At 40.3% G+C, this 26,869-nt stretch carries 21 protein-coding genes; 10 read left to right on the top strand and 11 right to left on the bottom strand.

All coding sequences use genetic code 11. The features are described from left to right. Positions 1-344: 344 nt before the first annotated feature. Together HUN01_RS26160 and HUN01_RS26155 are read left to right on the top strand one after the other, a co-directional pair. Positions 345-2,000, top strand: coding sequence for a glycosyltransferase family 39 protein (locus HUN01_RS26160; RefSeq protein WP_181928612.1), 1,656 nt, complete (start codon positions 345-347; stop codon positions 1,998-2,000). A 173-nt stretch (positions 2,001-2,173) separates the two neighbouring features. Beyond that, a complete protein-coding gene (locus HUN01_RS26155) occupies positions 2,174-3,778 on the top strand; it encodes a glycosyltransferase family 39 protein (RefSeq protein ID WP_181928611.1) in 1,605 nt (534 codons plus the stop codon). 31 nt (positions 3,779-3,809) lie between these two features. On the opposite strand, the gene HUN01_RS26150 is transcribed toward HUN01_RS26155, so the two are convergent. Next, positions 3,810-6,050: a glycosyltransferase gene (locus HUN01_RS26150; RefSeq protein WP_181928610.1), complete on the bottom strand. Its 2,241-nt coding sequence runs from the start codon at positions 6,048-6,050 to the stop codon at positions 3,810-3,812. Between the two features lie 320 nt (positions 6,051-6,370). On the opposite strand from HUN01_RS26150, the gene HUN01_RS26145 reads away from it, so the two are divergent. Continuing rightward, positions 6,371-7,090 carry a DUF4079 domain-containing protein gene (locus HUN01_RS26145; protein WP_181928609.1) on the top strand — a complete coding sequence of 240 codons (720 nt, stop codon included), beginning with the start codon at positions 6,371-6,373 and terminating at the stop codon, positions 7,088-7,090. A gap of 147 nt (positions 7,091-7,237) precedes the next feature. Here HUN01_RS26145 and HUN01_RS26140 read toward each other — a convergent pair whose 3' ends face one another. The 4 genes from HUN01_RS26140 to HUN01_RS26125 form a co-directional block, all read right to left on the bottom strand. Next, the gene (locus HUN01_RS26140; protein ID WP_181928608.1) at positions 7,238-8,416 is read right to left on the bottom strand and encodes a hybrid sensor histidine kinase/response regulator; all 1,179 of its coding nucleotides are present in this window, start codon (positions 8,414-8,416) and stop codon (positions 7,238-7,240) included. A gap of 105 nt (positions 8,417-8,521) precedes the next feature. Next, entirely contained in the window at positions 8,522-8,968 is a 447-nt protein-coding gene (locus HUN01_RS26135; RefSeq protein ID WP_181928607.1) for a response regulator, read from the bottom strand. Between the two features lie 53 nt (positions 8,969-9,021). Continuing rightward, entirely contained in the window at positions 9,022-11,307 is a 2,286-nt protein-coding gene (locus HUN01_RS26130) for a sensor histidine kinase (RefSeq protein ID WP_181928606.1), read from the bottom strand. Positions 11,308-11,645: 338 nt separating this feature from the next. Continuing rightward, positions 11,646-11,846, bottom strand: coding sequence for a hypothetical protein (locus HUN01_RS26125; RefSeq protein ID WP_181928605.1), 201 nt, complete (start codon positions 11,844-11,846; stop codon positions 11,646-11,648). A 707-nt stretch (positions 11,847-12,553) separates the two neighbouring features. Between HUN01_RS26125 and HUN01_RS26120 the strand changes: the two genes are divergently transcribed. Continuing rightward, entirely contained in the window at positions 12,554-13,585 is a 1,032-nt protein-coding gene (locus tag HUN01_RS26120; protein WP_181928604.1) for an HNH endonuclease, read from the top strand. 111 nt (positions 13,586-13,696) lie between these two features. Here the strand turns inward: HUN01_RS26120 and HUN01_RS26115 are convergent, their stop codons facing one another. Continuing rightward, positions 13,697-15,178 (bottom strand): GTP-binding protein, encoded by a 1,482-nt coding sequence (locus HUN01_RS26115; protein ID WP_181928603.1) that lies wholly within the window; start codon positions 15,176-15,178, stop codon positions 13,697-13,699. A gap of 249 nt (positions 15,179-15,427) precedes the next feature. Here HUN01_RS26115 and tpiA point away from each other — a divergent pair, with 249 nt between their 5' ends. After that, positions 15,428-16,159, top strand: a complete 732-nt coding sequence (tpiA, locus tag HUN01_RS26110) for a triose-phosphate isomerase (protein WP_181932826.1) — start codon at positions 15,428-15,430, stop codon at positions 16,157-16,159. 262 nt (positions 16,160-16,421) lie between these two features. Further along, positions 16,422-17,282 carry a dihydropteroate synthase gene (gene folP / locus HUN01_RS26105; protein ID WP_181928602.1) on the top strand — a complete coding sequence of 287 codons (861 nt, stop codon included), beginning with the start codon at positions 16,422-16,424 and terminating at the stop codon, positions 17,280-17,282. A 3-nt stretch (positions 17,283-17,285) separates the two neighbouring features. On the opposite strand, the gene HUN01_RS26100 is transcribed toward folP, so the two are convergent. Continuing rightward, positions 17,286-18,122, bottom strand: coding sequence for an SPFH domain-containing protein (locus HUN01_RS26100; protein WP_181928601.1), 837 nt, complete (start codon positions 18,120-18,122; stop codon positions 17,286-17,288). A 408-nt stretch (positions 18,123-18,530) separates the two neighbouring features. Between HUN01_RS26100 and HUN01_RS26095 the strand changes: the two genes are divergently transcribed. Then, positions 18,531-18,875 (top strand): hypothetical protein, encoded by a 345-nt coding sequence (locus tag HUN01_RS26095; RefSeq protein WP_069073042.1) that lies wholly within the window; start codon positions 18,531-18,533, stop codon positions 18,873-18,875. Between the two features lie 570 nt (positions 18,876-19,445). Continuing rightward, positions 19,446-19,625: a 30S ribosomal protein S21 gene (rpsU, locus tag HUN01_RS26090; protein ID WP_069073049.1), complete on the top strand. Its 180-nt coding sequence runs from the start codon at positions 19,446-19,448 to the stop codon at positions 19,623-19,625. A 193-nt stretch (positions 19,626-19,818) separates the two neighbouring features. Here the strand turns inward: rpsU and pth are convergent, their stop codons facing one another. The 3 genes from pth to psbH form a co-directional block, all read right to left on the bottom strand. Then, a complete protein-coding gene (gene pth, locus HUN01_RS26085; protein WP_181928600.1) occupies positions 19,819-20,460 on the bottom strand; it encodes an aminoacyl-tRNA hydrolase in 642 nt (213 codons plus the stop codon). Between the two features lie 210 nt (positions 20,461-20,670). Continuing rightward, positions 20,671-20,943, bottom strand: a complete 273-nt coding sequence (locus tag HUN01_RS26080; RefSeq protein ID WP_069073044.1) for a TatA/E family twin arginine-targeting protein translocase — start codon at positions 20,941-20,943, stop codon at positions 20,671-20,673. A gap of 149 nt (positions 20,944-21,092) precedes the next feature. Next, positions 21,093-21,296, bottom strand: a complete 204-nt coding sequence (psbH, locus tag HUN01_RS26075) for a photosystem II reaction center phosphoprotein PsbH (RefSeq protein WP_069073047.1) — start codon at positions 21,294-21,296, stop codon at positions 21,093-21,095. An 85-nt stretch (positions 21,297-21,381) separates the two neighbouring features. Here psbH and psbN point away from each other — a divergent pair, with 85 nt between their 5' ends. Beyond that, entirely contained in the window at positions 21,382-21,513 is a 132-nt protein-coding gene (gene psbN, locus HUN01_RS26070; protein ID WP_012410654.1) for a photosystem II reaction center protein PsbN, read from the top strand. Positions 21,514-21,753: 240 nt separating this feature from the next. Here the strand turns inward: psbN and HUN01_RS26065 are convergent, their stop codons facing one another. After that, positions 21,754-25,041: an alpha-mannosidase gene (locus tag HUN01_RS26065; protein ID WP_181928599.1), complete on the bottom strand. Its 3,288-nt coding sequence runs from the start codon at positions 25,039-25,041 to the stop codon at positions 21,754-21,756. Positions 25,042-25,128: 87 nt separating this feature from the next. Between HUN01_RS26065 and HUN01_RS26060 the strand changes: the two genes are divergently transcribed. Continuing rightward, on the top strand, positions 25,129-26,769 hold the full coding sequence (locus HUN01_RS26060; RefSeq protein ID WP_181928598.1) for a hypothetical protein: 1,641 nt from the start codon (positions 25,129-25,131) through the stop codon (positions 26,767-26,769). The last annotated feature ends 100 nt before the right edge of the window (positions 26,770-26,869 follow it).

Below are 26,869 nucleotides of genomic sequence, written 5' to 3'. Positions count from 1 at the left end.
TGACAAAACAGGGTTAAGGGCGTATCGCTAAATGCACTATAGCTGTGGATTAGCCTGACCACAGATGCGGCTACACTTGGTGTATTTTACACTCCATTGATATCTCGGTTTCAAAAACAAGTCCAGTTTTGCGGGATTTGATACAACCTTGCTCATTTGTTTTTGTAGTTAATAAAGGAGAGGTGTTAATTGCCAATCTTCCCAATTAAATAAAGTACGGTTGGCGATGTTTAACAAATAGGCTCCGCTTGAAGTCTTGGCGATGTCTACTACGGGCGTAGCTGAGACACATCATCCAGTCCACTTAATTAGATGATTTGAGAAAAATTTTAGGAAACCCACTTATGCGCCATCTCAAATTTGCTCCGAGTTGGTTGCGATTTTTAATTATTTTCTTATTGGCGATGGGTATATTGTTTCGCTTTTTTAACCTTGATGGTAAAGTTTACTCTCATGATGAAACTTATACCTCATTGCGGATTTCTGGTTACACAATTGATGAAGCAAAACAGCGACTTTTTAATAATCGCGTCATTGGCGGAGAAAGTTTTGCCCAGTTTCAAGGTGTAAATCCAGAAAAAAGCTTAAATGACACAATTATGACTTTGGCAAAACAAGATCCTTACCATCCACCGCTTTATTACATAATAGCCAGATTGTGGATGGAAATATTTGGTAATTCGGTGACGGCGATTAGAAGTTTATCTGCCTGTATCAGTTTACTGGTTTTCCCTTGTGTTTATTGGCTATGCCGAGAATTATTTAATGTGCCGTTATCGGTTCCTGGTGTAGCGATCGCACTCATGGCCATCTCTCCAATTCACTTAGTATACGCTCAAGAAACACAAGAATATATTCTTTGGTTAGTCACAATCTTAGTATCAAGTGCGTCTTTACTGCGAGCTATACGGCTAGAAGATGAGCTAGCAAAAAAACGACAACGACCAGATTTATTCGCTATCTGGAGCATTTATGCAGTAACTTTAGCCATCAGTCTTTATACATTTCTTTGGAGTGCATTTATAGCAGTTGCTCACGGAATTTATGTGTTCATCACTGCTAAATTTCAGTTTACTGGAACTGTCAGAACTTATCTACTAGCATCACTGGTAGCTTTTTTAGCCTTCATGCCTTGGATAACAGTTGTAATCGGTGACTTTTTTCAGTTTTTGATTTCAGCAGATAAAACAACCGCACAGTCATCTTTCATATCTGTATTTCCATTTTTGCTGATGCAGTTAAGCCGAATTTTTTTTGATATAAATCTGAGTTCAGAAAATGCTCTAAGCTATTTAATTACACTAACTTTTCTAACTTTAGTAGGATATTCAATTTATTTTCTTTGCCGAACAACTAACTATAAAGTCTGGTCTTTTATCATCACATTGATTATAGTACCAGCACTACCTCTAATACTGCCAGATTTAATTACTGGGGGTATACGATCATCTATTGAACCATATTTAATACCATCTTATTTAGGAATCCAAGTAGCTGTTGCTTATCTACTAGCTACGCAACTATATAATGGGAGCGTGGCACGCCGGAGCATTTGGCACATAATCATGGCATTAGTGATTATTTGTGGTCTGATTTCTTATAAGGCTAGTTCTCAAGCAGAAACTTGGTGGAATAAGAGTATGAATTATGGCAATACACAAGTTGCCCAAATTATCAATCAGGGTAATCGTCCACTTTTGATTAGTGATGCTTTGGGTAATAATTATGGGAATGTCTTTTCTCTGAGCTATCTTTTGGAACCAAAAGTGCGATTTCTATTGGTGAACAACCAAAAAACTCTCAAAATTCCTGATGGTTTCACGGATATATTTTTATTCAATCCTTCAGAGAGTCGGCGCGAAACAATAGAAAAAAAGTATAAATTAAAAACAGATATTATTTATGGAGATAAGTATTATGCGGTCTGGAAATTGGTTAGTAATCGTAATTTGCGCCGACGTAATATCTCACCTAATAATAAATTAACTGCGAGTTTATGAATAATAATTCAGAATCCAGTAGTCAGAATTCAGTACTATAGTAATCATATTTTATTTATGAAAAAATCTCAGTTGTCTTGTAATAGTGCCGTATTTTCTGTGCTAACACACCTACATATATTTCAAAAATAAAATACTATTCCTATATATACAAATTATTGTGAAATTTTGTTATGCGGTATCTCAAACCTGCTCCAAATAAGTTGCATTTTCTCATCGTTATTCTATTAATGATTGGTGTATTTTTTCGCTTTTTTAACATTGATAGCAAAGTTTATTGGCACGATGAGACTTTCACTTCATTGCGGATTTCTGGTTATACGGCAAATGAAGCAAGGCAGCAAATATTTAATGGCCAGATAATTAGTAAGGAAAGTTTTGCCAAATTCCAAAGTCCAAATATGGAGAAAGGCTTAAGTGACACAATTAAGTCTTTGGAAACAGAAGATCCACAGCATCCACCACTGTATTATATAATCGCTCGGTTTTGGGTGCAAATATTTGGTAATTCGGTGACGGTAATCAGAAGTTTATCTGCTTTGATTAGCTTGTTAATCTTTCCGAGTATTTACTGGCTATGTCGAGAATTATTTAAAGCATCGGTATGGGTATCGGAGGTTGCGATCGCACTTATGGCAATCTCTCCTATTCACCTAGTATACGCCCAAGAAGCACGAGAATATATTCTCTGGATAGTGACTATATTACTATGCAGTGCCTCGTTGTTACGAGCATTACGCCTAGAATCAAAAAACAAAGCACAACGCATATTAACTTGGGGAATCTATGCAGTGACTTTAGCGCTCAGTCTTTATACATTTTTGTTGACTGGATTTGTAGCAATTGCTCATGGAATTTATGTGATTGCGACTGCCAGATTTAGGTTGAATCGGATAGTGAAAGCTTATTTATTAGCATCTTTAACAGGATTTTTTGCCTTCATACCTTGGATTCTAATTGTGATAGATAACTTTTTGCAATTTGACAGTTCAACAACCTGGACAAAAATGCAAGTTCCCCTAGAAATTTTAATTAAATCTTGGTTTTTACAGTTGAGCCGGATTTTTCTTGATTTAAACTTTGGGTTTGAGAATTGGTTTAGCTATGTAATTACGCCAGTTTTTGTAATTTTTATTGGATATTCTATTTATTTTCTTTGTCGAACAACTAACTATAAAGTCTGGTTATTTGTCGTAACTTTAATTATGATTCCGGCATTACCTTTAGTGCTACCAGATGTAATTTTTGGGGGTATACGCTCACTTTCCGAACGTTATTTATTGCCTTCTTATTTGGGCATTCAACTAACTGTTGCTTACCTACTGGCTACGCAGCTACATAGTGAGAGTATTGTACACCGGAGAATCTGGCAAACAATTATGGGACTAGTGATTATTTGTGGGCTAGTTTCTTATGGAGTGAGTTCCCAGGCACAAACTTGGTGGAGTAAGGTTATTAGCTATGGTAATCCACAAGTTGCGACAATTATCAATCAGGTTGATCGTCCACTTTTAATTAGTGATGATTCTGGTATTAATTATGGGAATGTCTTTTCTCTCAGCTATCTTTTGCAATCAAAGGTGCAGTTTCAATTAGTAAAAGACCAAACTATCCCTAATATTCCTGATGAATTAACTGATATTTTTTTACTCAATCCTTCAGATATATGGCGCAAGCAAATAGAAGCAAATTATAAGTATAAATCAAATATTGTATATGGTGATAATCATTACTTGCTTTGGAAGGTGGAAAATCTTCACTCATTGCATCAGAATTAGAAGCATATAACCTCTTTACAGGCTAAAAAAATCAGATTTGGGAAACTTTCATTGCGCTTACATCTACTTTCCGATCAAATAAAATTCGTGGTTTTAGCAAAAGTTTAAATAGTAACAATAACGAATGTAATTCTCCTGGTGCATTCTGGTGCTTCCACTGTCCCGGACGACAAAAGAGGATTTCTACAAGTCGGCGATGTTGATTTAAGCTTACTGATTGAAACCTAATACGTACTGTGGAAAATTCATCTTTAAACCCAGTACTCATAACCTCACCAGTCAACTTGAAACTCTCTTCTATAATTTCTATATCTATTGACTGATTAGTAAATAAATAGGCAGGTAACTTTTGATTTAGAGCAATTTCAACACCTGCTTCAGAAATCATTGTAGTCACACCCCACAAATTTTGATCGCCAACTCTTAGCTGTACTATTCGCCGCAAGTCAAACCATTCATACATATCTGCTTTCGGCACATCTATTAAAATTAATAGGGTAATGCCAATCATTATTAAGTTATAAACACTCCATAGCCAACCTAAATTTATACCTGTAATTTGTTGCGTAGTTTTGGGTGCAATATCGAGATTTAGCCATAAACTAACGGCAGTAGCGATAAACAAAATTATCAACGGTAGGGCTAAATTCCAATTAAAAATATAGCGATTCTTAACCATACCTTTGGGTGTAACTTTAAATCCTTTTGCAAAAGGATCAATCATAACTTGGATAGTATTTACTGCTAAAGGAAAACATATTATTAATGAATAAATATCTGATAGCAAAGCTGAACAAGAACGATAATTTAGCCAAGAGAATGTTGCTAAATTCACTAAGTAGTAAGGTAATAAAAAAAATAACAATTCTGCTCCTGTTGAACGGATGGGAATCACAGCGAAAAATGAATATGCTAATGGGATAAGTAAAAAATAAACACGCGAAATATTACCAAACCAATATAGCAATCCAGCTAAAGAAGCTAACCTTTGCATGAGAGTTAGCCCAGAAATTTTTAAAGGATTAGATTTAATAAATAGCGCCTGGAGTGTACCTTGTCCCCACCTTAATCGTTGGGTTGCATAGCCGGTAATATTTTCTGCTGCTAAACCAGCACTTAATTTTTCATTTAAATAAATCAAACTATATCCTTGAGCAGATAAGCGAATTCCGGTAAAATAATCTTCACTCAAAGACTCAGTTACAAAACCTCCAACCTGATCTAAAGCACTTCTGCGAACGACAAAGGATGTACCAGCACAAATCGCACTACCTGAAGAATCACGACTTGTTTGAATTTGACGATGAAATACTTCTGCCTCATGGGTGAGAACATTTTCTAAGCCTAAATTACGGGCTATAGGATCAGCATTATAAAAGCTTTGAGGCGTTTGTACAAGGGCAACCTTTTCATCTTGAAAAAAGCCAATAGTGCGAGTCAGAAAGTTTTTAGTGGGGACAAAATCAGCATCAAAAACTACAATTAATTCTCCATTTATTTGAGCGATCGCATGATTCAAATTACCTGCTTTCGCATAACTGTTATCAGGTCGCGTCATATAGTGACAGCCCAATTCTTCTGCCAATTCCTTCATTTCTGAACGATTGGTATCATCCAAAAGATAAATTGTTTTATTTGCATAATCTAGCGCTTGACAACCAATAATTGTCCGCCGTAAGATAAAAACTGGTTCGTTATAGGTTGGTATTAAAATATCAACAGATGGTACAAATTTACCACTGATTACAGCTAGTGATTTCATGTCTGCTTCGCGGTGACGTTCTTTGATATTCAACATGAATAATAGCTGTATAGTAGTATTGAGTAGCATTAACATCTCTGCAAAAAATAACCCTAGACTAAATACTCCATTCAACGGATCTACTAAATTTAACGTAGATAGCGATCGCCACAGAATATACCGCAAAGTTAAAATGATTAAAATTCCCACTATTAACCGTTGCGACCAAATTCGGGGTTGTGGGGAGATTTTCATCACTACAAACACAATTAGCAATAATCCGACAGTGGGTAATAGTAAATATTTACTATCTATTCTTGGCACTTCTAACCACATTGGTGGGTGCATTTGCCAGTAATTGATTTGAGCAAAAATTCCACTAATTTTATCTTCACCAGCAAACCATCCTACTACGATGATGCCAGATAAGAAAAAAACGCCTAATAAAATTAGCGTTGCTGTGTGGAATCGAATAACTCTCTTGGAAACAGTATTTTGAGGTGGTTTGTAGCTAAACTTTGATCCTGACATTTCGCCCTTTTTCACCTAAAACGATTCTGCAAAAAAAGCATTTCACCCGATTTTTGTGACGTATTTAAAAAAATGTAACAAAATATTTACAATAATACTTTATATTAAAAAATATTGCCATGTATTTAAGAATACATAAATTATTCTTGACTAAAGTTCTAGTCTTTTATAAGATATTCAAATATTTGATTGATTAAAATCAGTTAAAAATAAAAAAGATAAATATTAAACAGATTCTTATCTGAAATTAATTTAAGTGATGGTACGATGCTTTAAATTGTCCTTTGAGATGAATTTAGTGATTCATTGAAAGGTGTTGTATGCAATTAACAGATTTTCTTGGTCTTGTACATCCAGCGATCGCAATCATATTCGTGTTTCCACTCATCGGTACAGTGGTTAACTTTGCTTGGCAAACACGCCAACGGAGACTGCAAACTCTAGCCGGGAGTAAGAGCAAAATTCCACCAGTGGTGGGTACAGAACATAAGCAGTTAGGCGAATGGCTAACAAGTGCAGTTGTTGGATTAACTTTAATCGGATTAAGCTATCCTATTGGCAAAAATATTATCAAAAATCAATTGTGGAATCAGACACCTTTTCAAGTTGTTTTTATACTGTTAATATTTGCTGCAACCATCGCCTCTTTAGTATTCCTGTTTCGGGCAAAGCAGCGGGTGTGGCGGGCAGTTTTTGCAACTTTAACTGGTACAGGTTTAGTAATTATAGGCTGCCAGGATGGAGTATATCGTCGCACGAATGAGTGGTACTGGTCACATTATTATATTGGTATTACCGCAGCACTGCTGATGATTTTTTCATTAGCGATTGTTCAAGATATTTATCAAGATAAATCCAATCGCTGGCGTATCGTCCATACAATTTTAAACTGTATTGCTTTGTTGCTATTTATTGGACAAGGTATGACAGGGACACGAGACTTATTAGAAATTCCCTTGAGTTGGCAAGAAACCTACATTTATCAATGTGATTTTGCTAATAAAACTTGTCCAACGCCAAATCCCCAAGTAGCAAAATAGGTGGGGGAGTGAGGGATGTGAGGGAGCAGGGGGAGCAGGGGGAGCAGGGGAAGCAGGGGGAGTAGGGGAAGCAAGGGAAGCAGAGAAGAGTAATTAATAAGCAATGCCCAATGCCCCATGCCCCATGCCCAAATCTTATTTGCCTAATCATTGTAGTGGCAGAGTCACAATTACTGTTGTACCAATACCCTGCTCACTTTCTAATTGAATATGACCACCATGTAACTCCACACATTTTTTCACTATAGTGAGTCCTAATCCTGTTCCTTGAATTACGCCTACATTACTAGCGCGATAGAAAGTTTGAAATAGATGGCTTTGGTCTTTGACAGGAATGCCCATCCCCTGATCTTTGACCTGGAAAGTTGCGAGGCGATCTTTGCAAATCAAATCAAACCAAATAGTGCTATTCGGAGGGGAATATTTGATGGCATTAGAAATCAAATTGGTTAAGATACAGTTTAGTAAGTCTTCATCCATTTTGGCTTGGGTCGATTCCCCTTGAAAAGTAAAGATAATACTGTGCTGACTACCTGCATTAACTTGAAGAATATCTGTGAGTTCGTTACAGAAATTTTCTAAATTTAAAAGTGTAGGTTTGTATTCGAGTTTGGCTGCTTCTGTTTTACTCAAGAATAATATCTCATCCAAGAGATGGAGCATCTGGTTGATAGCATTTTGTATTCGATCAAAATATTTAGTTTTTCGACCATCAGTTAGTTTATCACTGTTGTATTCAATGATATCCACAGCCGTCCGAATTGTAGTCATAGGGGTGCGAAACTCGTGGGAAACCATTGCTACAAAGTTCGACTTTAACTCATTGAGTTCCTGTTCTTTTGCCAGCGCTTGACGGGTGCGTTCTTCACTCTCCCGTAGTTGGTTGAGAATTTCGCTTCTTTCAATGGCATAGCGAATGGCACGCACTAACCTTTGTATAGTCATTTGATCTTTAACTAAATAGTCTTGTGCGCCTTCTGCTAATGCTTGCAGTGCTAAATCTTCATCATCAAGGCCTGTTAACACCACAACTGGGATATCTGGTACTGCTGCCCGAAATTCTTTCAATGTGTCCAGTCCAATAGAGTCTGGAAGGCTGAGGTCTAACAAAACTAGGTCGAATCTGCGTTGTCTTCGACTCATCATCCGAGAACTCTCAAGGGTGGACGCGGAGTTTTCCCTGCTAACATCTATTGCCTCAGATAGGCGTTCAACATGTAACATCTGCCATTGTTCTTGATCTGCATGTAAAAATATCCGGCGTAGCAGATGAGCATCACTGGCACTATCTTCTACTAATAGAATGTGAATTGTGAGCTTTTCCATAGTGCAGGGTTATATCAATTTGTTAGATAATCACCTGATTTGCTATTTGTCAGACAGGGTTTAATTCTCTGATTTTGTAGGCAACAATCGAAATTTGCAAGCTTATTATTTTCGTGGTAATGTTGCTGCTGTCAGCCAGAAATCTTTGATCAACTGTAAAACCTGAATGAATTGGTAAATATCAATAGGTTTTATTACATAGCAATTAGCACTAAGATTATAGGAGCGTAGAATATCCTGCTCATCAGATGAAGTAGTAATTATGACAACAGGAATACATTTAAGATTTGGGTCTGATTTGATTTCTGTTAGCACTTCGCGCCCATCCATTCCGGGAAGATTTAGATCGAGTAGGATTAAGTCGGGACGGGGAACATTAGTAAATTCTTCTTGCTCTCGTAAGAAGTTGATCGCACTTTCACCATCCTCAACCCAATGCAAGTTATTAGGGATTTGAGCATTTAAAAAGCCTTTGATGGTTAGGTTAGCATCACTAGGAGAGTCTTCAACTAGCAAAACTTCAATGGGTCGCAATGCCTGATGATGAATCATGCAGTTATCAGGATGTTATTAAGCAGATATAGAGTATATATACTAAAGATACCTTAATTTGCGTTCAGGGTAAGATAAAATACTGTTCCGATGCCCGGTTCTGACTCAGCCCAGATGCGACCACCATGCCGCTCGACGATTTTTTTGCAGATAGCTAGACCAATACCTGTACCAGGAAATTCTCGACGAGTATGAAGACGGCGGAAAACTTCAAAAATCCGTTCAAGATACTGAGGCTTAATGCCAATGCCATTATCCTGTACCCAGATGAGCCATTCTAAGTGCTGAGTGCTGAGTGCTGAGTGCTGAGTGGGGAGTGAGGAGTTAGGAGTTAGGAGTGAGGAGTTAGGAGTGGGGAGTGGGGAGTGGGGATGGGGAGTTAGGAGTTCTTCTTCTGCTTTCTCTCGTTCCTTAAGGAGGACGCCAATGTGAATCTGGGGTGGCTCTTGTCGGCAAAACTTGATGGCATTGCTGATCAGATTTTGGAATAATTGCACCATTTGAGTTTTGTCTGCGAGTAACTTTGGCAAAGGATCATGGGTGATAATGGCTTTGCTTTGAGCGATCGCTACATGTAAATTATTAAGAGCTAAACTGAGTGCAGTATTACAGTCAACGAGAACAAATTCTTGACCGCGAGTCCCGATGCGAGAATAAGCTAGCAAGTCTTGAATCAACTGCTGCATCCGCTTTGCCCCATCGATAATATAACCAAAGTATTCCTGGGCAGACTCATCTAAACGGTCTTGATATTCGTTTTCTAATAGTTGGGTATAGCCCGTCACGGCTCGCAATGGTTCTTGTAAATCGTGGGAAGCCACATAGGCAAATTGCTCTAACTCTTGGTTAGAGCGTTTTAGTTCCTCATTCAGCTTTTGTAATTCTGCCGTCCGCGCTTGTACTTTGATTTCTAGTTCTTCATTGGCCTGTTGTAGTGCAAGTTGTGCAAGGTTGCGATCGCGCAGCGCAATTTGCTGTTCTGTAATATCTGTGTCAGTGCCTACCCACTCTTGAATTTTATTGTTGGCATCCAAGATGGGAACTGCACGGACAGCAAAAAATCGATAGCTACCATCTGCAACTTGTAGGCGATGTTCAATTTGATAAATACCCTTTTTCTCAAGTGCCTGTATCCAAACTTGTGATGTCCGTTCTCGGTCTTCAGGATGAATTGCATCAAGCCAGCCCCATCCCTTGACTTTTTCTTCACTTTGCCCTGTCAAGGCTCGCCAAGCAGGAATGTCTTCTACTACCTCACCACTAGCATCAGTTATCCAAACAGCTTGAGAAGTGGCAATTACCAATGAGCGATAGCGTCGCTCACTTTTTTCTAGGGCAATTTCTGCCAATTTTTGGCGGGTGATATCTTGAAAGAAAATTGATATTCCTTCCGATGAGGGGTACATCCAATATTCAAACCAGCGGTCAAACGGTGGATAAAATTCCTGCATCTGAATGACTCGCTGTTCTGCCAAAGACTGGAAATAGGCATGATAAAACTGATGTTCAACAGCTTCGGGGAATACTTCCCAAATGCTTTTGCCAATTAAGTCTGCGGGTTGCTGGTTGAAAATTTGTCCCGCTCTTTGATTGACGTAGGTGTAGCATGAGTTGCGATCGAGGGCAACAAAGGCATCTGTAATAGTTTCTAAAATATCTGCTAGTTTTGCTTTTGCAGCTTGTTGTTCCAGACGAATAGCTTCTTGTGATAAAGCCTTGTTAAGGCGAATTTGCTTTTGCAGCAGTAAGTAAACCACAATTAGCAAAAGGAAACTCAAAGCATACCCCAAACCAACTACAATCACGATTTGGCGAAAAAGACCATCTGTTAATGCTGTCCGCTGTTGCAATAAAGTTTTTTCTTCATTGTCCATTGCCTGGAGTTGTTCGCGGATCTCTATACTCCGATCTGCGATCGCAATTTGAGTTGATTGATCTAAACGTTCTTGCCCAACCAAATCAATGGATTGTTCAAGCAGGGAAAATTTCTGTGCAATCAGGGGTTTAAGTGTATCAAGCCGCCCTTGTTGGCTAGTGTTATCACTACTTAGCTGTCGGATGACTTTCAGCACCTCATAGACCTTCTGCTTCTCACCTTGATAAATTTCTCGGTAAACTGTGTTTTTGGTAATAATGTAACTACTTCGTGCTCCTTCGGCATTACTGAGACCGATACGTACATGATCTAGGGCTTTGATGACTTGATGAGTATGAACTACCCATCGCTTTTCTTCCGTCAACCTTTGGATACTTAAGTAAGAAGCTGTTCCGACGCCACACAATAGCAGTAATGCCAAGCTAAAACCGCCTGCAACCAATTTTTCTAACAGTTTGTTCATGGAATACTCGCAAAAGTGTAGCTAATATAATCACATCAGTTTTAGCTCTAATAGCAAGCTGCTGACGACCATTAAATTCAACATTACAGTGTTATTACGTATAAACAGTACAGTATTATTACGTAGAATAAATTATTATGTTTATGCTAATGGATGTATTGGGGTTTCGGACTGCGAAACCTGCGGTAAGCCAAGCTAGCGCACCTATGTAGAGATGATGCAGTTTTTGACACAAAAAAATGAGTAGATAATTGTGGTTCTTACACCACATATCCACTCGTTTTTTACTGTATTAGGTTTACAACTTTCTTGTTAACATTTGGGAAAGTTCAAACTGATTAACGTGACTCAGTTCCCTGATTGGGGCTACCTGCTACAGAATCTTCTCCTGGAGCTTCTGGAGTAGCAGTGGATTTAGCATCACTCTTTTCAGCATCGCCAGTTTTGCGAATACTTTCGTCTACGGGGGTTTGGTAACCACCAGAAGCAGTAGGTGTAGCTTCTTGATTATTAGATTTTGGTTTTTGTTGTTCAGCCATGACTACATTCCTAATCATTTATTCTTGAGATGATCTTAAGAAAATAAGGTGTGTGAGTGTATCTATCCAAAATCTAGTTATGGCTGATTAGTCCCTATGTCGGAAGTATTGTTTTGCACTACTCATGTATTTTCCGAGTCACCTTTTTTAGCGCCGTAAGAGAGAAATTCTTTAGTCTTTTGGACTACCTGATACCGCCATCTACTTACCAATATCACAACTGATTTATAGGACTCATATTTGATTTCTGAAAAAACTCAGTACAACTAAGAAGCCTTCTTGACTGTTGCCTATTGCCTATTGCCTATTGCCTATTGCCTATTCCCTGCCTACGCAAATCAGTTCAGAAATCAAAGCGGATTCCTATAGTAGGATTGCTATAGTCGGATAGTTCAGTTTATGAAGTTAGCATACACAAACCATATAAATTGATCACTATGCTCTTTAAAAATTTTGGAAGTAAATTGGTCATGAATGCTGCTGACTTTTCACGTCATGTGGAAAAGCTCATGAAAGACCTAACCCCCTAGCCCCCTTCCCGACACGGGAAGGGGGAAAATTCAAAGTCTCTCTCCTACAAGGAGAGAGATTTAGAGAGAGGTTTTCCAGATCCCGTGAAAAGTCAGATGAATGCTGAGGTGATTCTTCGTTTTAGAAAGAGAAACTGGAGCAAAGACTCTACAGTACAAATGAAAGGTTACTAAAACATGGATTTTATCAACCAAGCACAGAAGTTGGCAGATACGGTTAGAGATAAAACTCAAGAAGTAGCCAATAATGTAGTAAATGGGATGGATGAGGTAGTTGATGGAATAAAGAATGCTACTAGCGAGATAACTATTTCAAGTGTCCATGTAGTTAATGATTTACAAAATTTGTCAACCATTGCAGCACAGTCAGGTTTTCAAACTGTTCAAAATGTTAGTAAAACATTTCAACAAAATGCTGTTGGAGTTGCCGCATCTGGTATAGTTATGGCTGATTCTTTGCAAAATTTACCAAGGACAGCTGCCGAATTAGCCCAAGAGATGCCCAAGATTGCAAATAGGCTGAGATATCGTGCTGGTGTTCGCGTGGGAGACTTGCCTCGCTCTGATGCAGATGTCATGAAGCTTTTTGAGAAAATTCCTGGTACATCAAAGCTTGGAGGTAAAGAATATACAATTCGTCAATTTCTTAGAGATAAGCATGGTAGCCATATAAATCCACGTTCTAAAGGTGGATCGAATGCTGCTGATAATATCCTTTGGGAAGTAGGTGTTGACAATCTCCGCCGAGGTGCCAAAGTAATGACCGTTGGCGAACAGTTTTATATTCGGGTTTATAATGCGGTAGATTCTATTGTCAGCAATTCTGGAACAATCGCCAAACTTGGCATTACTGCAACAGGAACAGCTATTCTCACCCAGGTTATAGTAACGGCAATTTCTTACTCTTTGGATCTTTATCGGGGTGATATTACTGTTGAAGAGTATAAAAATCTAATTTTTGAAGCAGCAAAGGCAGCAGGTATTGCAACACCAATTGTTTTTTTGGTTTTGGTGGCTGTGTTAGCTTTATTTCCAGAATTTACAGTCATTTTGTCGGCACCAGTTGTTGTCGCAGGTTTCAATGCTTTATTTGGTATTAGTATTGCTACACCGATCATCCAATCGCTAGTTCGTCATGTGGAAGCTGGAGGTTTTGGGATAGAAACTGCTGATGCTTACAAGAGCGCGTTTGATGGTTCTGCGCTCTGAAATAAGCTATTCCATACTTAAATTGTATAACTAGGGTGGGTGTCTCGCCCGCCCGTAGCCAAAGGTGAGCTTTTTAGTCTATCTGAAAAGATTGGATAGGTTGGTTTAATATCACTTTTTGAGTTTTACCTTGTAGAGTAATTCATCTTTAATCCGGTTGAGAATTGAAGTCTCATCCAGGTTTGTCAAAATCCGATTAATTACTGCTTTCGGCCCATCAGGCCCCCAAGTTGCGCCATTGGCTAAATAAACTTTGGTAACTTGTCCAATCCCGTAAGAAGAAACACCAGCTACTCCTCCTTGGGTAATTGCCACCGATAGATAAGGGCCTAGCGCAATGCCACCTGTAGCTGTTGCAGAGATCCCAAGTAAAGTTTTTAATCCACTCAAGCCCAAATTTGCTAACAATTCACTCGCACCGATGCCGCCCATACTCAGGGCGATTTTTTGTAGCAGTTGTACAGCGCCGGCTTCGGTCATTGAGAAGCCATAGAGTTTAGATAAACCTAAAATTAGAGCAATATCAATGACCACACTACTCAGAATATCTACCACAGTTACGGGATTAAGTGCGATCGCTAATGCTTTAGTCATCACAGCCTTCCAAATCAACTGATTGGCATTCTGCTCCCGAATCATCAGTTTTCGCTCAACCAATTGCTCATTGACAACATCTGCATAAAGCATGGTGTTAAGAGCAACTAAGGCTTTACCCTCACGATGCAGAATTTCCAAAATTTTCAGCTTCAGTTCCTCTATTTGGGCATTCCCTGTACGCAACTGTATACCCCTCGTACCATCAGGGCGACGAATCGCCGTCTTTACCAATGGCGATGCCGCAGCCATGACAATTTCTAAAGGTGTAAGTAATTCCCGCACCCTTTCATCCCGGATTTTGTGATAAATTGCCATCCGGTCTGCTTCTGGATACTGGTCTACTTTGTTAAACACCAAAATGATCGGTTTACCTGCTTCCCGCAACTGAGAAAGGGCGGTGTATTCTAGCTTTGTCATATCGCCAGATATCACAAACAGAATCAAATCCGCTTGTTTGGCAATCTGTTCAGCTAAGGCGGCACGGGTTGCACCATTTACTTCGTCTAACCCAGGAGTGTCAATTAATTCCACCTGCGATTGACCTACACCAGGGAGAGTGACTCGCAAAGCACGTTCAGTTTCCCCAATTATTTCCTCGCTAATACTCCAATTAACTGTTTGTGCAGCACGGGTGACACCGTGCAACGGCCCAGTTTCAAATACCGTTTGCCCAACCAAAGAATTGAGTAGCGAAGATTTCCCACGTCCCACCATGCCAAAAGCCGCAATCTGCACCACCATCCGGTCTAACTTTCCCAGCATGGTTTCCAACTCAGCAATTTCCGTCTCTAACCCGTTTTTTTCTTGGGGGGTGAGGTCGAGATTGGCTACCAAATTTCGTAGCGCCGTTTGTGCTTGTTTATAATTCAGTTCTGTCTGAATGTCCTCAAAACTGAAAATGGCACTATCTAGTTCTTCCTCCCAACTGAGAGAATTGGGGTCAGTGTTAGCGGAATCGCTTTGATGAGGTTCAGGCATAGGCAATGTCGAAGTCATATTAATTTGAAATTTTAGATTTTAGATTTTAGATACACCCCCTCTACCATCCTAGTTATTTTTAGCAAGGGTTTGGCGAGACGAGACAAAGAGAGCAAAGAGAACAAGAGAAGAATAATTTGTGACCCAATACCCAATGCCCCATGCCCAATTCCCAATTCCCAGAGACTAATGACTAATGACTAACAAAAAGTCATAAACTGAAAAATGCATCTAATATAACGCGTTAGGATCTTGACTAAATTACCTGTGCGGAAAATCGTTATTGCCGGCAACTGGAAAATGTACAAAACTCAGGCAGAAACCCAAGAGTTTCTCCGAGGATTTCTGCCCCACTTAGAGGAAACCCCCCAAGGGCGAGAAGTGATATTGTGCCCTCCTTTCACTGATTTAAGCGTTTTGTCCAAGACTTTGCACGGTAGCCTCATCCAACTGGGGGCACAAAATGTCCACTGGGAAGAATTTGGAGCCTATACGGGTGAGATTTCTGGCCCAATGCTGACAGAAAGTGGTGTGCGCTTTGTGATTGTCGGTCATAGCGAACGACGTCAATACTTTGGGGAAACGGACGCCACCGTTAATCTGCGCCTCCGAACTGCTCAAAGGTTTGGTTTGACTCCAATTCTCTGTGTTGGGGAAACTAAACAACAACGAGATGCGGGAGAAACTGAATCACTGATTGCTCTCCAACTCGACAAAGGCTTGGTAGATATTGATCAGAGTAATTTGGTAATTGCCTACGAACCAATTTGGGCGATTGGTACTGGTGAAACTTGTGAAGCAGCGGAAGCTAATCGAATAATTGGCTTAATTCGTAGCCAATTGACTAATCCAAATGTATCAATTCAATATGGCGGCTCAGTCAAGCCGAATAATATCGATGAAATCATGGCTCAACCAGAAATTGATGGCGTTTTAGTGGGAGGAGCAAGTTTAGAAGCTGAGAGTTTCGCTCGGATTGTGAATTTTCAGTCAGTGTAATGTGCCTTCTTTTCGTTCCCATGCAGAGCATGGGAATGCCTAATGTAGATAAGAAGAATTCAGAACTCAGTAGTCAGAATTCAGAATTGAATTTTGTACGACTGGGTAATGAATATTGCTTGAAAACATTGCTCTTTGTGGGCGAAAGAAAATTAAAATATTTTTCAAGAGTTGATACTCCACCCGTGAAGGGATGGAGTATTCTGAATTCTGACTCCTGTTAGCGGTAGCGGGGCGTTTAGCCCATTCTGACTCCTGTTTTATGCCAAGGAACTTGATAATTCGAGGACGCTGTTTCGATTGGGGACAGCGGACTTATTTGATGGGTATTTTGAATGTGACGCCTGATAGCTTTAGCGATGGGGGTGAGTTTAATACTACCTCTGCTGCTTTAGTACAGGCGCAAGCACTGGTGACTGCTGGTGCTGACATGATTGATGTGGGCGGTCAATCGACTCGACCAGGAGCAAAGCAAATAACTCTGGCGGAGGAACTTGACCGGGTTCTATCGGTGCTACAAGTAATAAGACCAGAAATTTCAGTCCCGATTTCTGTAGATACTACTCGTGCTGCTGTAGCTAGGGCATCTGTAGAAGCTGGAGCGGATATGATTAATGATATTTCTGGCGGCACTTTTGACTCAGAAATGTTGCCAACAGTTGCAGAGTTAGGTGTGCCGATGATTTTAATGCATATCCGGGGAACACCACAGACAATGCAACAACAGACTGATTATCAAGATTTACTCACAGAAATTTATAGTTTTTTGGCTCGGCAAATTGAGGCAGCAACGACTGCGGGCATTGATCTGGATAAAATTATTATTGATCCTGGTATTGGTTTTGCTAAAAACTATGAGCAAAATTTAGAAATTTTTCGCGATTTGCGATCGCTAACAAAACTCAACTGCCCTATCTTGGTAGGAGCATCCCGTAAAAGTTTCATTGGTCGCATTTTAAATCAACCAGATCCCAAAGCACGAGTTTGGGGAACGGCAGCAGCTTGTTGTGCTGCTATTTTTAATGGCGCTGATATCCTCCGAGTTCACGATGTTCAAGAAATGCACGATGTTTCACTAGTAGCGGATGCCCTATTGAGACAAGCTACACAGCGTGATTGTTAGGTATTATCGTTCTTCGTTTTTTTTGCCGTTACCTTCTTGAGTTACTGACTCGGCTATCAATTCCTGAAACATTTCACTTGAGTTAGCTGGGTCTACAAAGACAATTTTGGCATTATTGCTCTCACCAAGTTTTTGGCTAGCATCTACGTAATCTTGAGCCACTAGATACCGCAAAATGTCCCTACTATCTGGATTAGCACGGAGAGCTTGAGAAATAATTTGCACTGAAGCCATAGTTCCTTCTGCTTTTTTGATGGCAGCTTCTTTTTCTCCTTCTGCTTCAGTAATCAACGCCCGTTTTTTGATGACGGCGGCTTGCTCCTCTTCTCTAGACTTTCGTACACTCTCAGGTAGAGTAATTCTCTGAATATCTAACCGGAGAATTTCAACTCCCCAATCTGCCGTTATATTATTCAACTGGTCTAAGATAGCTGCGTCCATCTCCGCTCTGGAGACGTTGGTCTGTTCTAAGGTATTCTGAGCAATAATTTCCCGGAGTGTGGTTGTGGTCAGCTGTGTCAATGCTCCTTGCAGATCCTCAATAGCGTAAAAGCTTTTCTCAATATCTCTGATGCGCCAGTACACAATAGCGTCCACTTCGACGTAAATATTATCTTGGGTGATCACATTTTGAGGTTTAATGTCTGTAAACTGCTCTCGTGTAGTATCTTCCATCACAATCTGATCGACCAAGGGAACGATAAAATTCAGCCCCGGCTTAAGTTTCCGATGATACCGCCCCAAGCGTTCGACTAGGGCTTCATTTCCTTGATTAATCAGTTTTGCAGAACCTAATGCATAACCTATAAGGGCTAAAACTATAGCAATAATTGGCTCCATGTATGCTCCTATTCAGCTTTGGGGAGAATGTAGTGTCAAGGATATGCTACTAGCTTGTCATATCTTTGAGTTTTATGTTTTGAGTCTGTAATTTTATCAACATCAGCAGCGATGTTGAGTCGCTGCGCGTCTTGTAGGCATTCTGTTAAGTAAGACTGTTTTGCAGAATGCTTAGAAGCAGAGCTTCTTGTCGTCAGACATCGCTATTAAAGCACCTTGATTACACCCTGGCAAGGACTACTTGATGTAATTAAGGTTACTCGTACTGATATCTTCAGACAGGCTGGACTTATATGCAGTATATTCACTTAAATTTAATTAAATTAACGTAAAATTTAGTAGCAATTTAAAAACTCCACTATAAATCGGGTTAAAATTGGCTTCAACCATTAAAAATGTAAAAATATTATGGGCAGATTGTTAATCAAAGTTATAGGTTTAATTCTACTTTTCACAGGTTTATACTTTTTTGGTCAAAATATTATATTTGTTAGCGGTTACTACATACCTTTTTCGAGAAGATTACCAGCTACAGTTTCCGTATTAGCAATTATGTCAGGTGTGTTTACATTGGTGTTTTTTCGCAGAGAAGCTAGTCAGTTGGGATGGATTTTGTTAGGTATTGGCATAGTACTAGTTTTCTTGAGTGGTGGAGTAATTTTCAGATCAACTAGCTTATGGAATTTATTTGTTGCTTTTGCTTCATTAGCAGCCGGATATAAATTATTTAATGAGGGTAGAATAAACTTTTGAAATTTACAAATATAGTCATGTTTCCTCATATTTACTATAGCAATCCTATTTAATTAGTGAGAGTTAAAAGTCATAGTTACCCAATTTCTCAAATAAGTTAGGGATTTTTGTCTTACGAATAAATGAGGTTTTTTATAGTAGCCAAAACTACATTTGTCACCAGATCAGATTACAGTCAGTAAAATTTGACATTATGATTTTCTCATCTGCTCTAATGGTGCTGAGACTGTATTAGAGGTTGTCTGAGAAGTGTTTCGCTGTGACTTTAATCACTTTTAGATACCCCTAAATCCCCCTTAAAAAGGGGGACTTTAATTCCGGTTCCCCCCTTTTTAAGGGGGGTTAGGGGGGATCTAAAATTTTTGATACCGACAAGAGGACTTTTCAAACATCCTCTTAGAGCGCTTAAATTAACTTTTGGTTAAGTGTCGATTTCACGACCAAGAAGCACACATAACTAGCGTCAACTGGACGAATAGCCTCTTAACGATGACTTTCACTCAGGGGGATTTTACTAAGGTTGAGGGTAATATTAGAATGGAAACTATTGATGATGAGGAAAAGCCAAGAATGACCCAGGTGGTTCTAGGAGAGAATGAAGGAATAGACTCAGCTTTGCGTCGGTTTAAACGCCAGGTTTCCAAAGCTGGGATATTAGCTGATGTGAAATATCATCGGCACTTTGAAACACCGATAGAAAAACGCAAACGTAAGGCAGTAGCAGCTAGACGAACCAGACGTTTTAAATAAAACCTATAAGAAAACTATGCCGCACCGACAATTAGGGTATAGATGAGTCGCTTTTCCTAAGCACAGAGAACGTTAAGGGCTTTATCTTGGTTGGATGGAAGAAGCTAAAAGCGCTACCCATCAACCAAAATAAGCGCCTTTAAACATCGGTTAGCTTCCTTTCGCAAGCTGATAGGGCAGTATTCATCTAACCCTAAGATTCAGAATTATTAATGGTGCGGCTATTACAAACATTCATCGCCTTTTCTACTCCCTGCTTGAGGCTTAGTTCAAGACACTCAACCACGAACTGAAGTACAAGAGACATCTGCTGATTCTCCGCAGAGGAAAATCGCCCCAGCACGTGGGAGATAGCACCGGAATCATCGTTATCAGCTGCACCTTTGGGTTTACCAATACCGATTCGCAAACGGGGAAAGTTTTGGGTACTAAGATGTGCGATCGCACTTTTCATACCGTTATGTCCCCCAGCCGAACCAGATAAACGCAGACGAGTTTTTCCCAAAGGCAAATCCATATCATCATAAATTATCAGCACTGACTCAGGTGGCAATTTATACCAATTTGTCACCGCTTGTATTGCTTGTCCTGAGCGATTCATATAAGTTAACGGCTTTAGTAAGCGAATCTTACCTCCACCTGGGGCTATACCCTCGCCATACTCACCCTGAAACTTGCGGTTTTCTGCTAAGGAAATGCGCCAAGAACGGGAGAGAGTTTCTACAGCAGCAAAGCCGATATTATGGCGTGTTTGATCATACTTAGCTTCTGGATTCCCCAATCCAACAATTAGCTGGGGAATCACCAAAGCTGGTTGCGTAACTGCTTCTGTCATTTTGCCTACAGTCAATCAATTTTAGATTTTAGATTTTAGATTTTGGATTGAAACAGACCGCAAGGGTACAAGGTTTAGTGATTTTAGATTGACGATAGTGCAGCGTCGGAACTAGCGTTTTTTGGATTTGTTACGTTCACCAAAGACGTTGCTCTAAACCGCAAAACAATCTAAGATCCAAAATCCAAAATCCAAAATTCGTATGTTCTCCTAGCTAGGTTGAGAAGAACTAGCGGTATCCTGCTCAGATTTAGCAGGGTAGATTTGCTTAGGTTCCAATTCAGCAGTAGTCTTGACAACTTCTTCTAATTGTTCTGCTTCTTTTTGAAACTCGCTTTGAAACTCCTTAGAAGCTTCTTGGAAGCTACGAATTGTTTTGCCCACACTCCGACCAATTTCTGGTAGCTTTTTGGGGCCAAAGATTAACAGCGCCACTACCATAATTACACCCATTTCTGGCAGACCGATACCGAATATATTCATTTTTGTCTCCTGTAAACTATGGAACTACTACAGAAACTCACATATTATAAGAATACTCAATAGTTAGTGTGGACTGAGCATTCACAAAAAAACCCGGATAAACCGGGTGTAACTTAACTTGTTATCCAAACTTGATAGCTGTCTATCCGTTAGCGTCCTAGACTGCGCCAATCGACAAATACATCCTGAACCAACAGTGATTGATTGTAAAGTTGCAGAATAATCAGCAAAAACACGAAAAATAGCAGAATAAAAACAGCCATCACCGGGGTAGTACCCCAACCTGGAGCCACTTTCCCATACTCAGAGTTAAGTGGTTTCAGGATATCTCCCAACCTAGTCCTTTGTGCCATAGTTCACCTAAGATTACTTGCCAAAGCTTTTTTTAATCTTCTGTAATATTCTATAAGAATAGCACTCATAATCAATCTCTCAATTATGGAACCCGCAATAGTTCTTAGCATTTCTATGGCTGCCGTGGTGGTTGCCATCACTGGAATTTCAATTTATACCTCCTTTGGTCCTCCTAGCAAGGAATTGAACGATCCGTTTGATGATCACGAAGATTAAAGGAGTTAAGAGTCAAGAGTCAACGCTAGTAAAGCTTAACCTCTCTCCAACCTCCCTTTCTAGGAGCTATGGTGTACACACAAGTCAAGTTACCCCCCTTAATCCCCCCTTGCCAAGGGGGGAAACAAGAAAATCTAGTTCCCTCCCCTTTGCAAGGGGAGGGTTAGGGTGGGGTGAAACCTTTGAATCTTACTCCCCAACTCTAGTAGGGAAGGGGCTGGGGGTTAGGTCTGTATTGACTTATGCAAGACTGGAATTAATCGCTGGGATCACCTTGAAGCTGGCGATTTTCCAAGGCTGTATCGTCAAGATTTTTTGCCCAGATGAGAATTCAGTGGTAGAGGAACGCTCTAATAAATCTACTGTTTCTCCTAGATTCAACCCTAAATCACTTCGCAAAGATAACTCGGCTGTTTCTCCGTGACATTCATAACACCGCAGAATTAACTGCTGTGGGTTATCCTCTGATGGCTTCAAGGCCATCAAGATTAAATTCTCAGCTGATAAGTCTAGGAAACTCACCCCTTTTATAGTGCTGTTAGTGGTAACGGGGCGTTGAGTCAGTGCTGAATTTTGAGTTGTGAGTGGATTTAATATCACTTGCAACGGGATATTCAATTCATAGCCACGCCGTACCGTATGGGCTGATTCCCAGCTACCAGCGTGAGGATACAAAGTATATGTGAACTCGTGAAAACCTCTATCAGCCTGTGAGTCTGGCCAATTAGAACTGCGTAGCAGTGTCAAACGGAGTTGATTTGGCTTGCTGTCGTAACCGTATTTACAATCATTCAGTAAACTAACACCATAATTTTGGATTGCGTCTTCTGCTGTCAAATCAGCCCAACGCAAAGCGGGGACTTCCCATTTTGCTTGTTCTGCGGGGGTTTGTGGTTTAGTTGGGCGGCGAATCGCGCTACAGGGGATTTCATAAGTAGCAAAGTCTGCCTCGATATTTAGAGGAAAAGCAGCTTTCACCAATACATGATTTTCTTGCCAATTGACGGTAGTAGCTATCTTTAGCAGAGGTGAACCAGCTTGCAGAATATAGTCTTGGCAAAATTCCGATTCACCCAACTGACGCACCACGCGCACACTACTTTGCACTGGGCCTGGTTCTAACCACTGAATAGATTGAAGATTTGTTGAGGGTAAAGGATGTTGAGCATAATTGGGGTCTATATTCCAAGCATCCCAATATTGACCACTGTCTTTAAAAGCTTGTAGTTGATTCCCCGCCCCACTCAAAACTTCTCGTTGATAAGTTTTATCAAAAACACTTGATAAATCTCCAGTATCAGGATCTATAACAACTCGTAGGAATTCATTTTCTAAAATCCAGTCTGGGAGGAGGGGGGGAGATGGGGGAGATGAGGTGGATGGGGGAGAAAGCCAAAATATGCGGTAGCCTATGGGTGGAATTTCGGTGGCGAGAAATAATAGCGTTGATGGTTCAGAGAATTGGGAGACAAGCTGCTTTCCAGAAGTGTCGTAAATCTGCCATTCTTCTGGTGTGGGTAAGGCTACAGAGACTACCTCAGAACGTTGCCAGTTGAGAGAATTGAAAACGAAAATAGGCAAACTATCGGGTTTTGTTGGTTCTGATAGAGTAACGTGAGATGCGATCGCTAAAAGTGATTCTTGTAATATCTTCGTTCCTACTTGTTCCACTTGCTGCCACTGGGGCAACGCATCTATGTAAACTTGGGTAATTGAAGAACCAGGTAAAATATCGTGAAACTGTTGAAATAACACTTGCTTCCAAGCTGCTTCAATTTCTGCTTTGGGATATGTCACGCCACAGCTTACAGTTGCCAAGGTAGCAAATAGTTCAGCTTCATACAATAAATTTTCACAACGACGATTCCAGCGTTTTTGATCTGCGTGGGTAGTGTAGCAACCGCGATGGAATTCTAAGTATAGTTCGTCATTCCAGGTGGGGAAGGGAGGGGAAGCAGGGGGGAGCAGGGGGAGGCAGGGGGAGGCAGGGGAGGCAGGGGAGGCAGGGGGGGAATTATAATTACTGACAGACGCGATGAATCGCGTCTCTACAATTTGCTGTAAATATTTTTCAGCTGTTGTGAATTCTAAGTCTGGGAAGAAAGGAGAATTTTGCCAGCGTTGGGCGGTTTCTAACATATCACGGGTGGGGCCGCCGCCGTGGTCGCCGACACCAGGAAGCCAGAGGGATTCTGATAAACCAGTTTGGGTTTGCCATTCAAGAGCGTAGGATGCCATTTTAACTGGGTCTATAGCTTCACCGATGGGTGCAGACATCAAACTAAAGACTTCGCTACCGTCAGGCGATCGCCACCAAAAAGCCCCATAATCAAATTTGGTAGTATCATTCCACCGCAACTTCTGCGTCACAAAATATTCAATACCGGCATTCGCGAAAAACTGCGGTAAAGTTGCACAGAAACCAAAAGTATCTGGAACCCATACTATAGTTGAAAGCTTGCCAAATTTTTCCTGGATATAGCGTTGACCATACAATAGCTGACGTACTATTGATTCACCAGAAATTAGGTTGAGTTCTGGTTCCACCCACATTCCGCCGACAACTTCCCAACGTCCAGCGGCTACCTGTGCTTGAATCGCTTGAAACAAATCCGGGCGATGTTCTTCAATCCAAGCATAAAGTGCGGGAGTCGAATGACAGAAAATTAACTCAGGAAAATCTGCTTGCAACTTTAGAACCGATTCAAAAGTGTTTTGCGCCGCATTCCAAGTTTCACTCACAGGCCATAGCCATGCTAAATCTAAGTGAGCATGACCCAATAAGAAAATTTTAGATTTTTGATCTCCCTTCAAAAAGGGGGCTAAGATTTCAGATTGAATTAGGTTTTGGCGTAGAGATAAAAACGATTTTACTAACTCTTCCTTCTCCTCCGTGTCCTCTGCGCCTCTGGGGTTCGCAACCTCCGCCACCATCGTCGCCAAAACATCCAACTTTTCCGGTGCAAACTTTTCCAAATAAAGTTGCACCACAGCTAATTCATCAGCCACAAAGCCCGGATCGGGATTATTATCAACAGTAGACTCGTAAACTAGGAGCGATCGCACTAAAGCACCATCACAATGTCCCGGACTCACTAACCGCAAAGCCACAATAAATTCTTCACCTGGCGTCACCTCGTGACTGAGAAGCACTCTCGGCGAACAATCAAATAAATCACCCTCCAGCACTAACTCCCCATTTACATAAATCTCAGCAGAATCTGCCCACCAAACCAGCGCCAGCCGCAAAGATAACCCAGCTAAGGGAAAACCCTGTAAATCTTGGGGAACCACCAATCTTTGCACTAGCCATAGCACTTTTTTCCCCCCTGTCCAAGCGATATGTTCTTTCGCATTCAACTCGACAGGTTGCCAATGAGACAAATCAGCAGCTACAACATCAGTAATAATCAGGTCAGATTCCTGGTATAGCCAAGTAGACTGAAGATTAACTTGACAAAAAGAGCGCAGTTGCTCAATTGCTTGTGAGATGGATTTGGTTTGGGATTGAGAGACAGTCGGGGTCATATTTTCGCTAAGATGAGGTGTTGGTCGTTTTTATTGTTTGGCGCGAGTCTCACAACTTAACAAGACTTGAACTAAAAAATTACTACTATGTCTTCTGGTTCCTCTGGACGTTATCAAAGCAGACTATTTAACTTTGTCCACCAGCAATCTCGGCGGGTGACACAACAGTGGGAACACACCTTCCGGCATTTGCAAGTTGCTACTAAGTGGGGTGTCGAGGCACTACTTTATCCAGTGTATCTACTGTTTCAGTCATCGGAATCGTCTGGGAAAACGCTACACACTAAAGAACCACAAACTAGACTAAAGTTACAACCAAATGATACCGATTTCCAGCCAGAAACTCTGCCAAATGCTGATACTCCCATTCAAAATGTATTAGAGGCAGTCAATTATCTATCATCAGATGAACCCTTCTCCACTCCTACGAAAACATCTGAACATTTCAATCTCTTGGCTTCATTGGGAGTTTTTCGGCTGAAATTCATTAATCATGGCTCTAATATTACTCAATCATCAAATATTCCAGAGAATCAAGCCGGAAGTCTCAATCCTTCACATTTGGAAAATGACCTTCAACAGCATCTTCCAATAGTTCGAGGAATTGCCACAAATTTGATGAATCGGAATTTAGTACTTGTTACTGCCGATAATGAAATTTTAGATATCTTAACACCCCAACAGCAGACAAAATTAGAAGATCGAATTATTAACGAAGTTGCTAAATATTGGCAGTCTTGGCGGTTGATTATAGCTCAAAAAGAAACGCAGCTATTACCACAAATTGACCGATTATTAGCAAAACTTACTGGCGGAAATTCAGCCCAAATTCCAGTTCTAGCTGAGGGTATACCAAAAGATTTACTTAATACGGATAGATTATTAGCATTTTTAGATATAGCTGTTGCTAAGTTGGAATCAAATGCTTTAGTCCCAGCGCAAGAACGTAGTCAAGAAATTGTCCAAGTTGCTCAAACTCAGTTAAACATATTTCTTTATGGCAAAGAGCAATTAGCTGGTAGGGGAGAAATTGTACCCAATGCTGATGGTTTGGAAACTCATACACTAAATATTCAGGCTTTGATTGAGGCGGCGCTTAATTACTTTTTTGGTGTTGGTAGTAGAAAAACACTTGAGCCAACAACCAGTGATGAGAGATTACCAGGTAAACTCTTCTCATCACGCTTTATAAAAGCTTTTTCCAAAAGTCCTCAATTAGAGAATCAGGATTTAACAGATGATCCTTGGCTAACGTGGAATGATTTATTTGGTAACACCGAAACCGTTGCTGATAAGTCAGCTACACTTTCTCAAATAACAAATCCTGCTTTAGCTCCAAGTTTATCAGTAGGGCATTTTCCACAAAAGAATTTGAGTGTAAAACAGCCTAAAGTTGGCTCTGGCTTGGTGCGAAGAAAACAAACAACTAGTAATCTCGTTTCCAGTCAAAAAGCATCTGGAAAAGTCGCCTCTGCAAAACAAACCGAAGCTCGCATTTCTCAAACTAAAAGCGAGAGTAGAAAAGGGGAAATTTTACAACAGCAATTTCACCAAAGTAGTCAAGTTGAGGCACAGCCAGACTGGATAGAAATTAAAGCAACTTCAACTGGGTATGAGAAGCACCCCTTAGTGCAAGTTCTGGAATGGCTTGATTATGTTATGCTCTGGCTAGAAGAGAAATTTGTAAATATTTTTCAGTCGTTGCGACAGCTATGGCAGGGAAAATAATACTAATTCGTAATTCGTAATTCAGACTCGTCAGATTTAATCTGGGCTTCCAGGTTTATAAGAAGAATTCAGAACTCAGGAGTCAGAATTCAGTATGAAT

The organism is Nostoc edaphicum CCNP1411 (genome assembly GCF_014023275.1).
In the GTDB taxonomy this organism is placed as follows: Bacteria; Cyanobacteriota; Cyanobacteriia; order Cyanobacteriales; family Nostocaceae; genus Nostoc; species Nostoc edaphicum_A.
This window is presented reverse-complemented; position numbering and strand designations above follow the sequence as displayed.

Bases quoted from the DNA above. Each gene is read 5' to 3' on its own strand.
- HUN01_RS26160 (WP_181928612.1), top strand. From the start codon at position 345: ATGCGCCATCTCAAATTTGCTCCGAGTTGGTTGCGATTTTTAATTATT.
- HUN01_RS26155 (WP_181928611.1), top strand. From the start codon at position 2,174: ATGCGGTATCTCAAACCTGCTCCAAATAAGTTGCATTTTCTCATCGTT.
- HUN01_RS26150 (WP_181928610.1), bottom strand. From the start codon at position 6,050: ATGTCAGGATCAAAGTTTAGCTACAAACCACCTCAAAATACTGTTTCC.
- HUN01_RS26145 (WP_181928609.1), top strand. From the start codon at position 6,371: ATGCAATTAACAGATTTTCTTGGTCTTGTACATCCAGCGATCGCAATC.
- HUN01_RS26140 (WP_181928608.1), bottom strand. From the start codon at position 8,416: ATGGAAAAGCTCACAATTCACATTCTATTAGTAGAAGATAGTGCCAGT.
- HUN01_RS26135 (WP_181928607.1), bottom strand. From the start codon at position 8,968: ATGATTCATCATCAGGCATTGCGACCCATTGAAGTTTTGCTAGTTGAA.
- HUN01_RS26130 (WP_181928606.1), bottom strand. From the start codon at position 11,307: ATGAACAAACTGTTAGAAAAATTGGTTGCAGGCGGTTTTAGCTTGGCA.
- HUN01_RS26125 (WP_181928605.1), bottom strand. From the start codon at position 11,846: ATGGCTGAACAACAAAAACCAAAATCTAATAATCAAGAAGCTACACCT.
- HUN01_RS26120 (WP_181928604.1), top strand. From the start codon at position 12,554: ATGGATTTTATCAACCAAGCACAGAAGTTGGCAGATACGGTTAGAGAT.
- HUN01_RS26115 (WP_181928603.1), bottom strand. From the start codon at position 15,178: ATGACTTCGACATTGCCTATGCCTGAACCTCATCAAAGCGATTCCGCT.
- folP (WP_181928602.1), top strand. From the start codon at position 16,422: ATGCCAAGGAACTTGATAATTCGAGGACGCTGTTTCGATTGGGGACAG.
- HUN01_RS26100 (WP_181928601.1), bottom strand. From the start codon at position 18,122: ATGGAGCCAATTATTGCTATAGTTTTAGCCCTTATAGGTTATGCATTA.
- HUN01_RS26095 (WP_069073042.1), top strand. From the start codon at position 18,531: ATGGGCAGATTGTTAATCAAAGTTATAGGTTTAATTCTACTTTTCACA.
- rpsU (WP_069073049.1), top strand. From the start codon at position 19,446: ATGACCCAGGTGGTTCTAGGAGAGAATGAAGGAATAGACTCAGCTTTG.
- pth (WP_181928600.1), bottom strand. From the start codon at position 20,460: ATGACAGAAGCAGTTACGCAACCAGCTTTGGTGATTCCCCAGCTAATT.
- HUN01_RS26080 (WP_069073044.1), bottom strand. From the start codon at position 20,943: ATGAATATATTCGGTATCGGTCTGCCAGAAATGGGTGTAATTATGGTA.
- psbH (WP_069073047.1), bottom strand. From the start codon at position 21,296: ATGGCACAAAGGACTAGGTTGGGAGATATCCTGAAACCACTTAACTCT.
- psbN (WP_012410654.1), top strand. From the start codon at position 21,382: ATGGAACCCGCAATAGTTCTTAGCATTTCTATGGCTGCCGTGGTGGTT.
- HUN01_RS26065 (WP_181928599.1), bottom strand. From the start codon at position 25,041: ATGACCCCGACTGTCTCTCAATCCCAAACCAAATCCATCTCACAAGCA.
- HUN01_RS26060 (WP_181928598.1), top strand. From the start codon at position 25,129: ATGTCTTCTGGTTCCTCTGGACGTTATCAAAGCAGACTATTTAACTTT.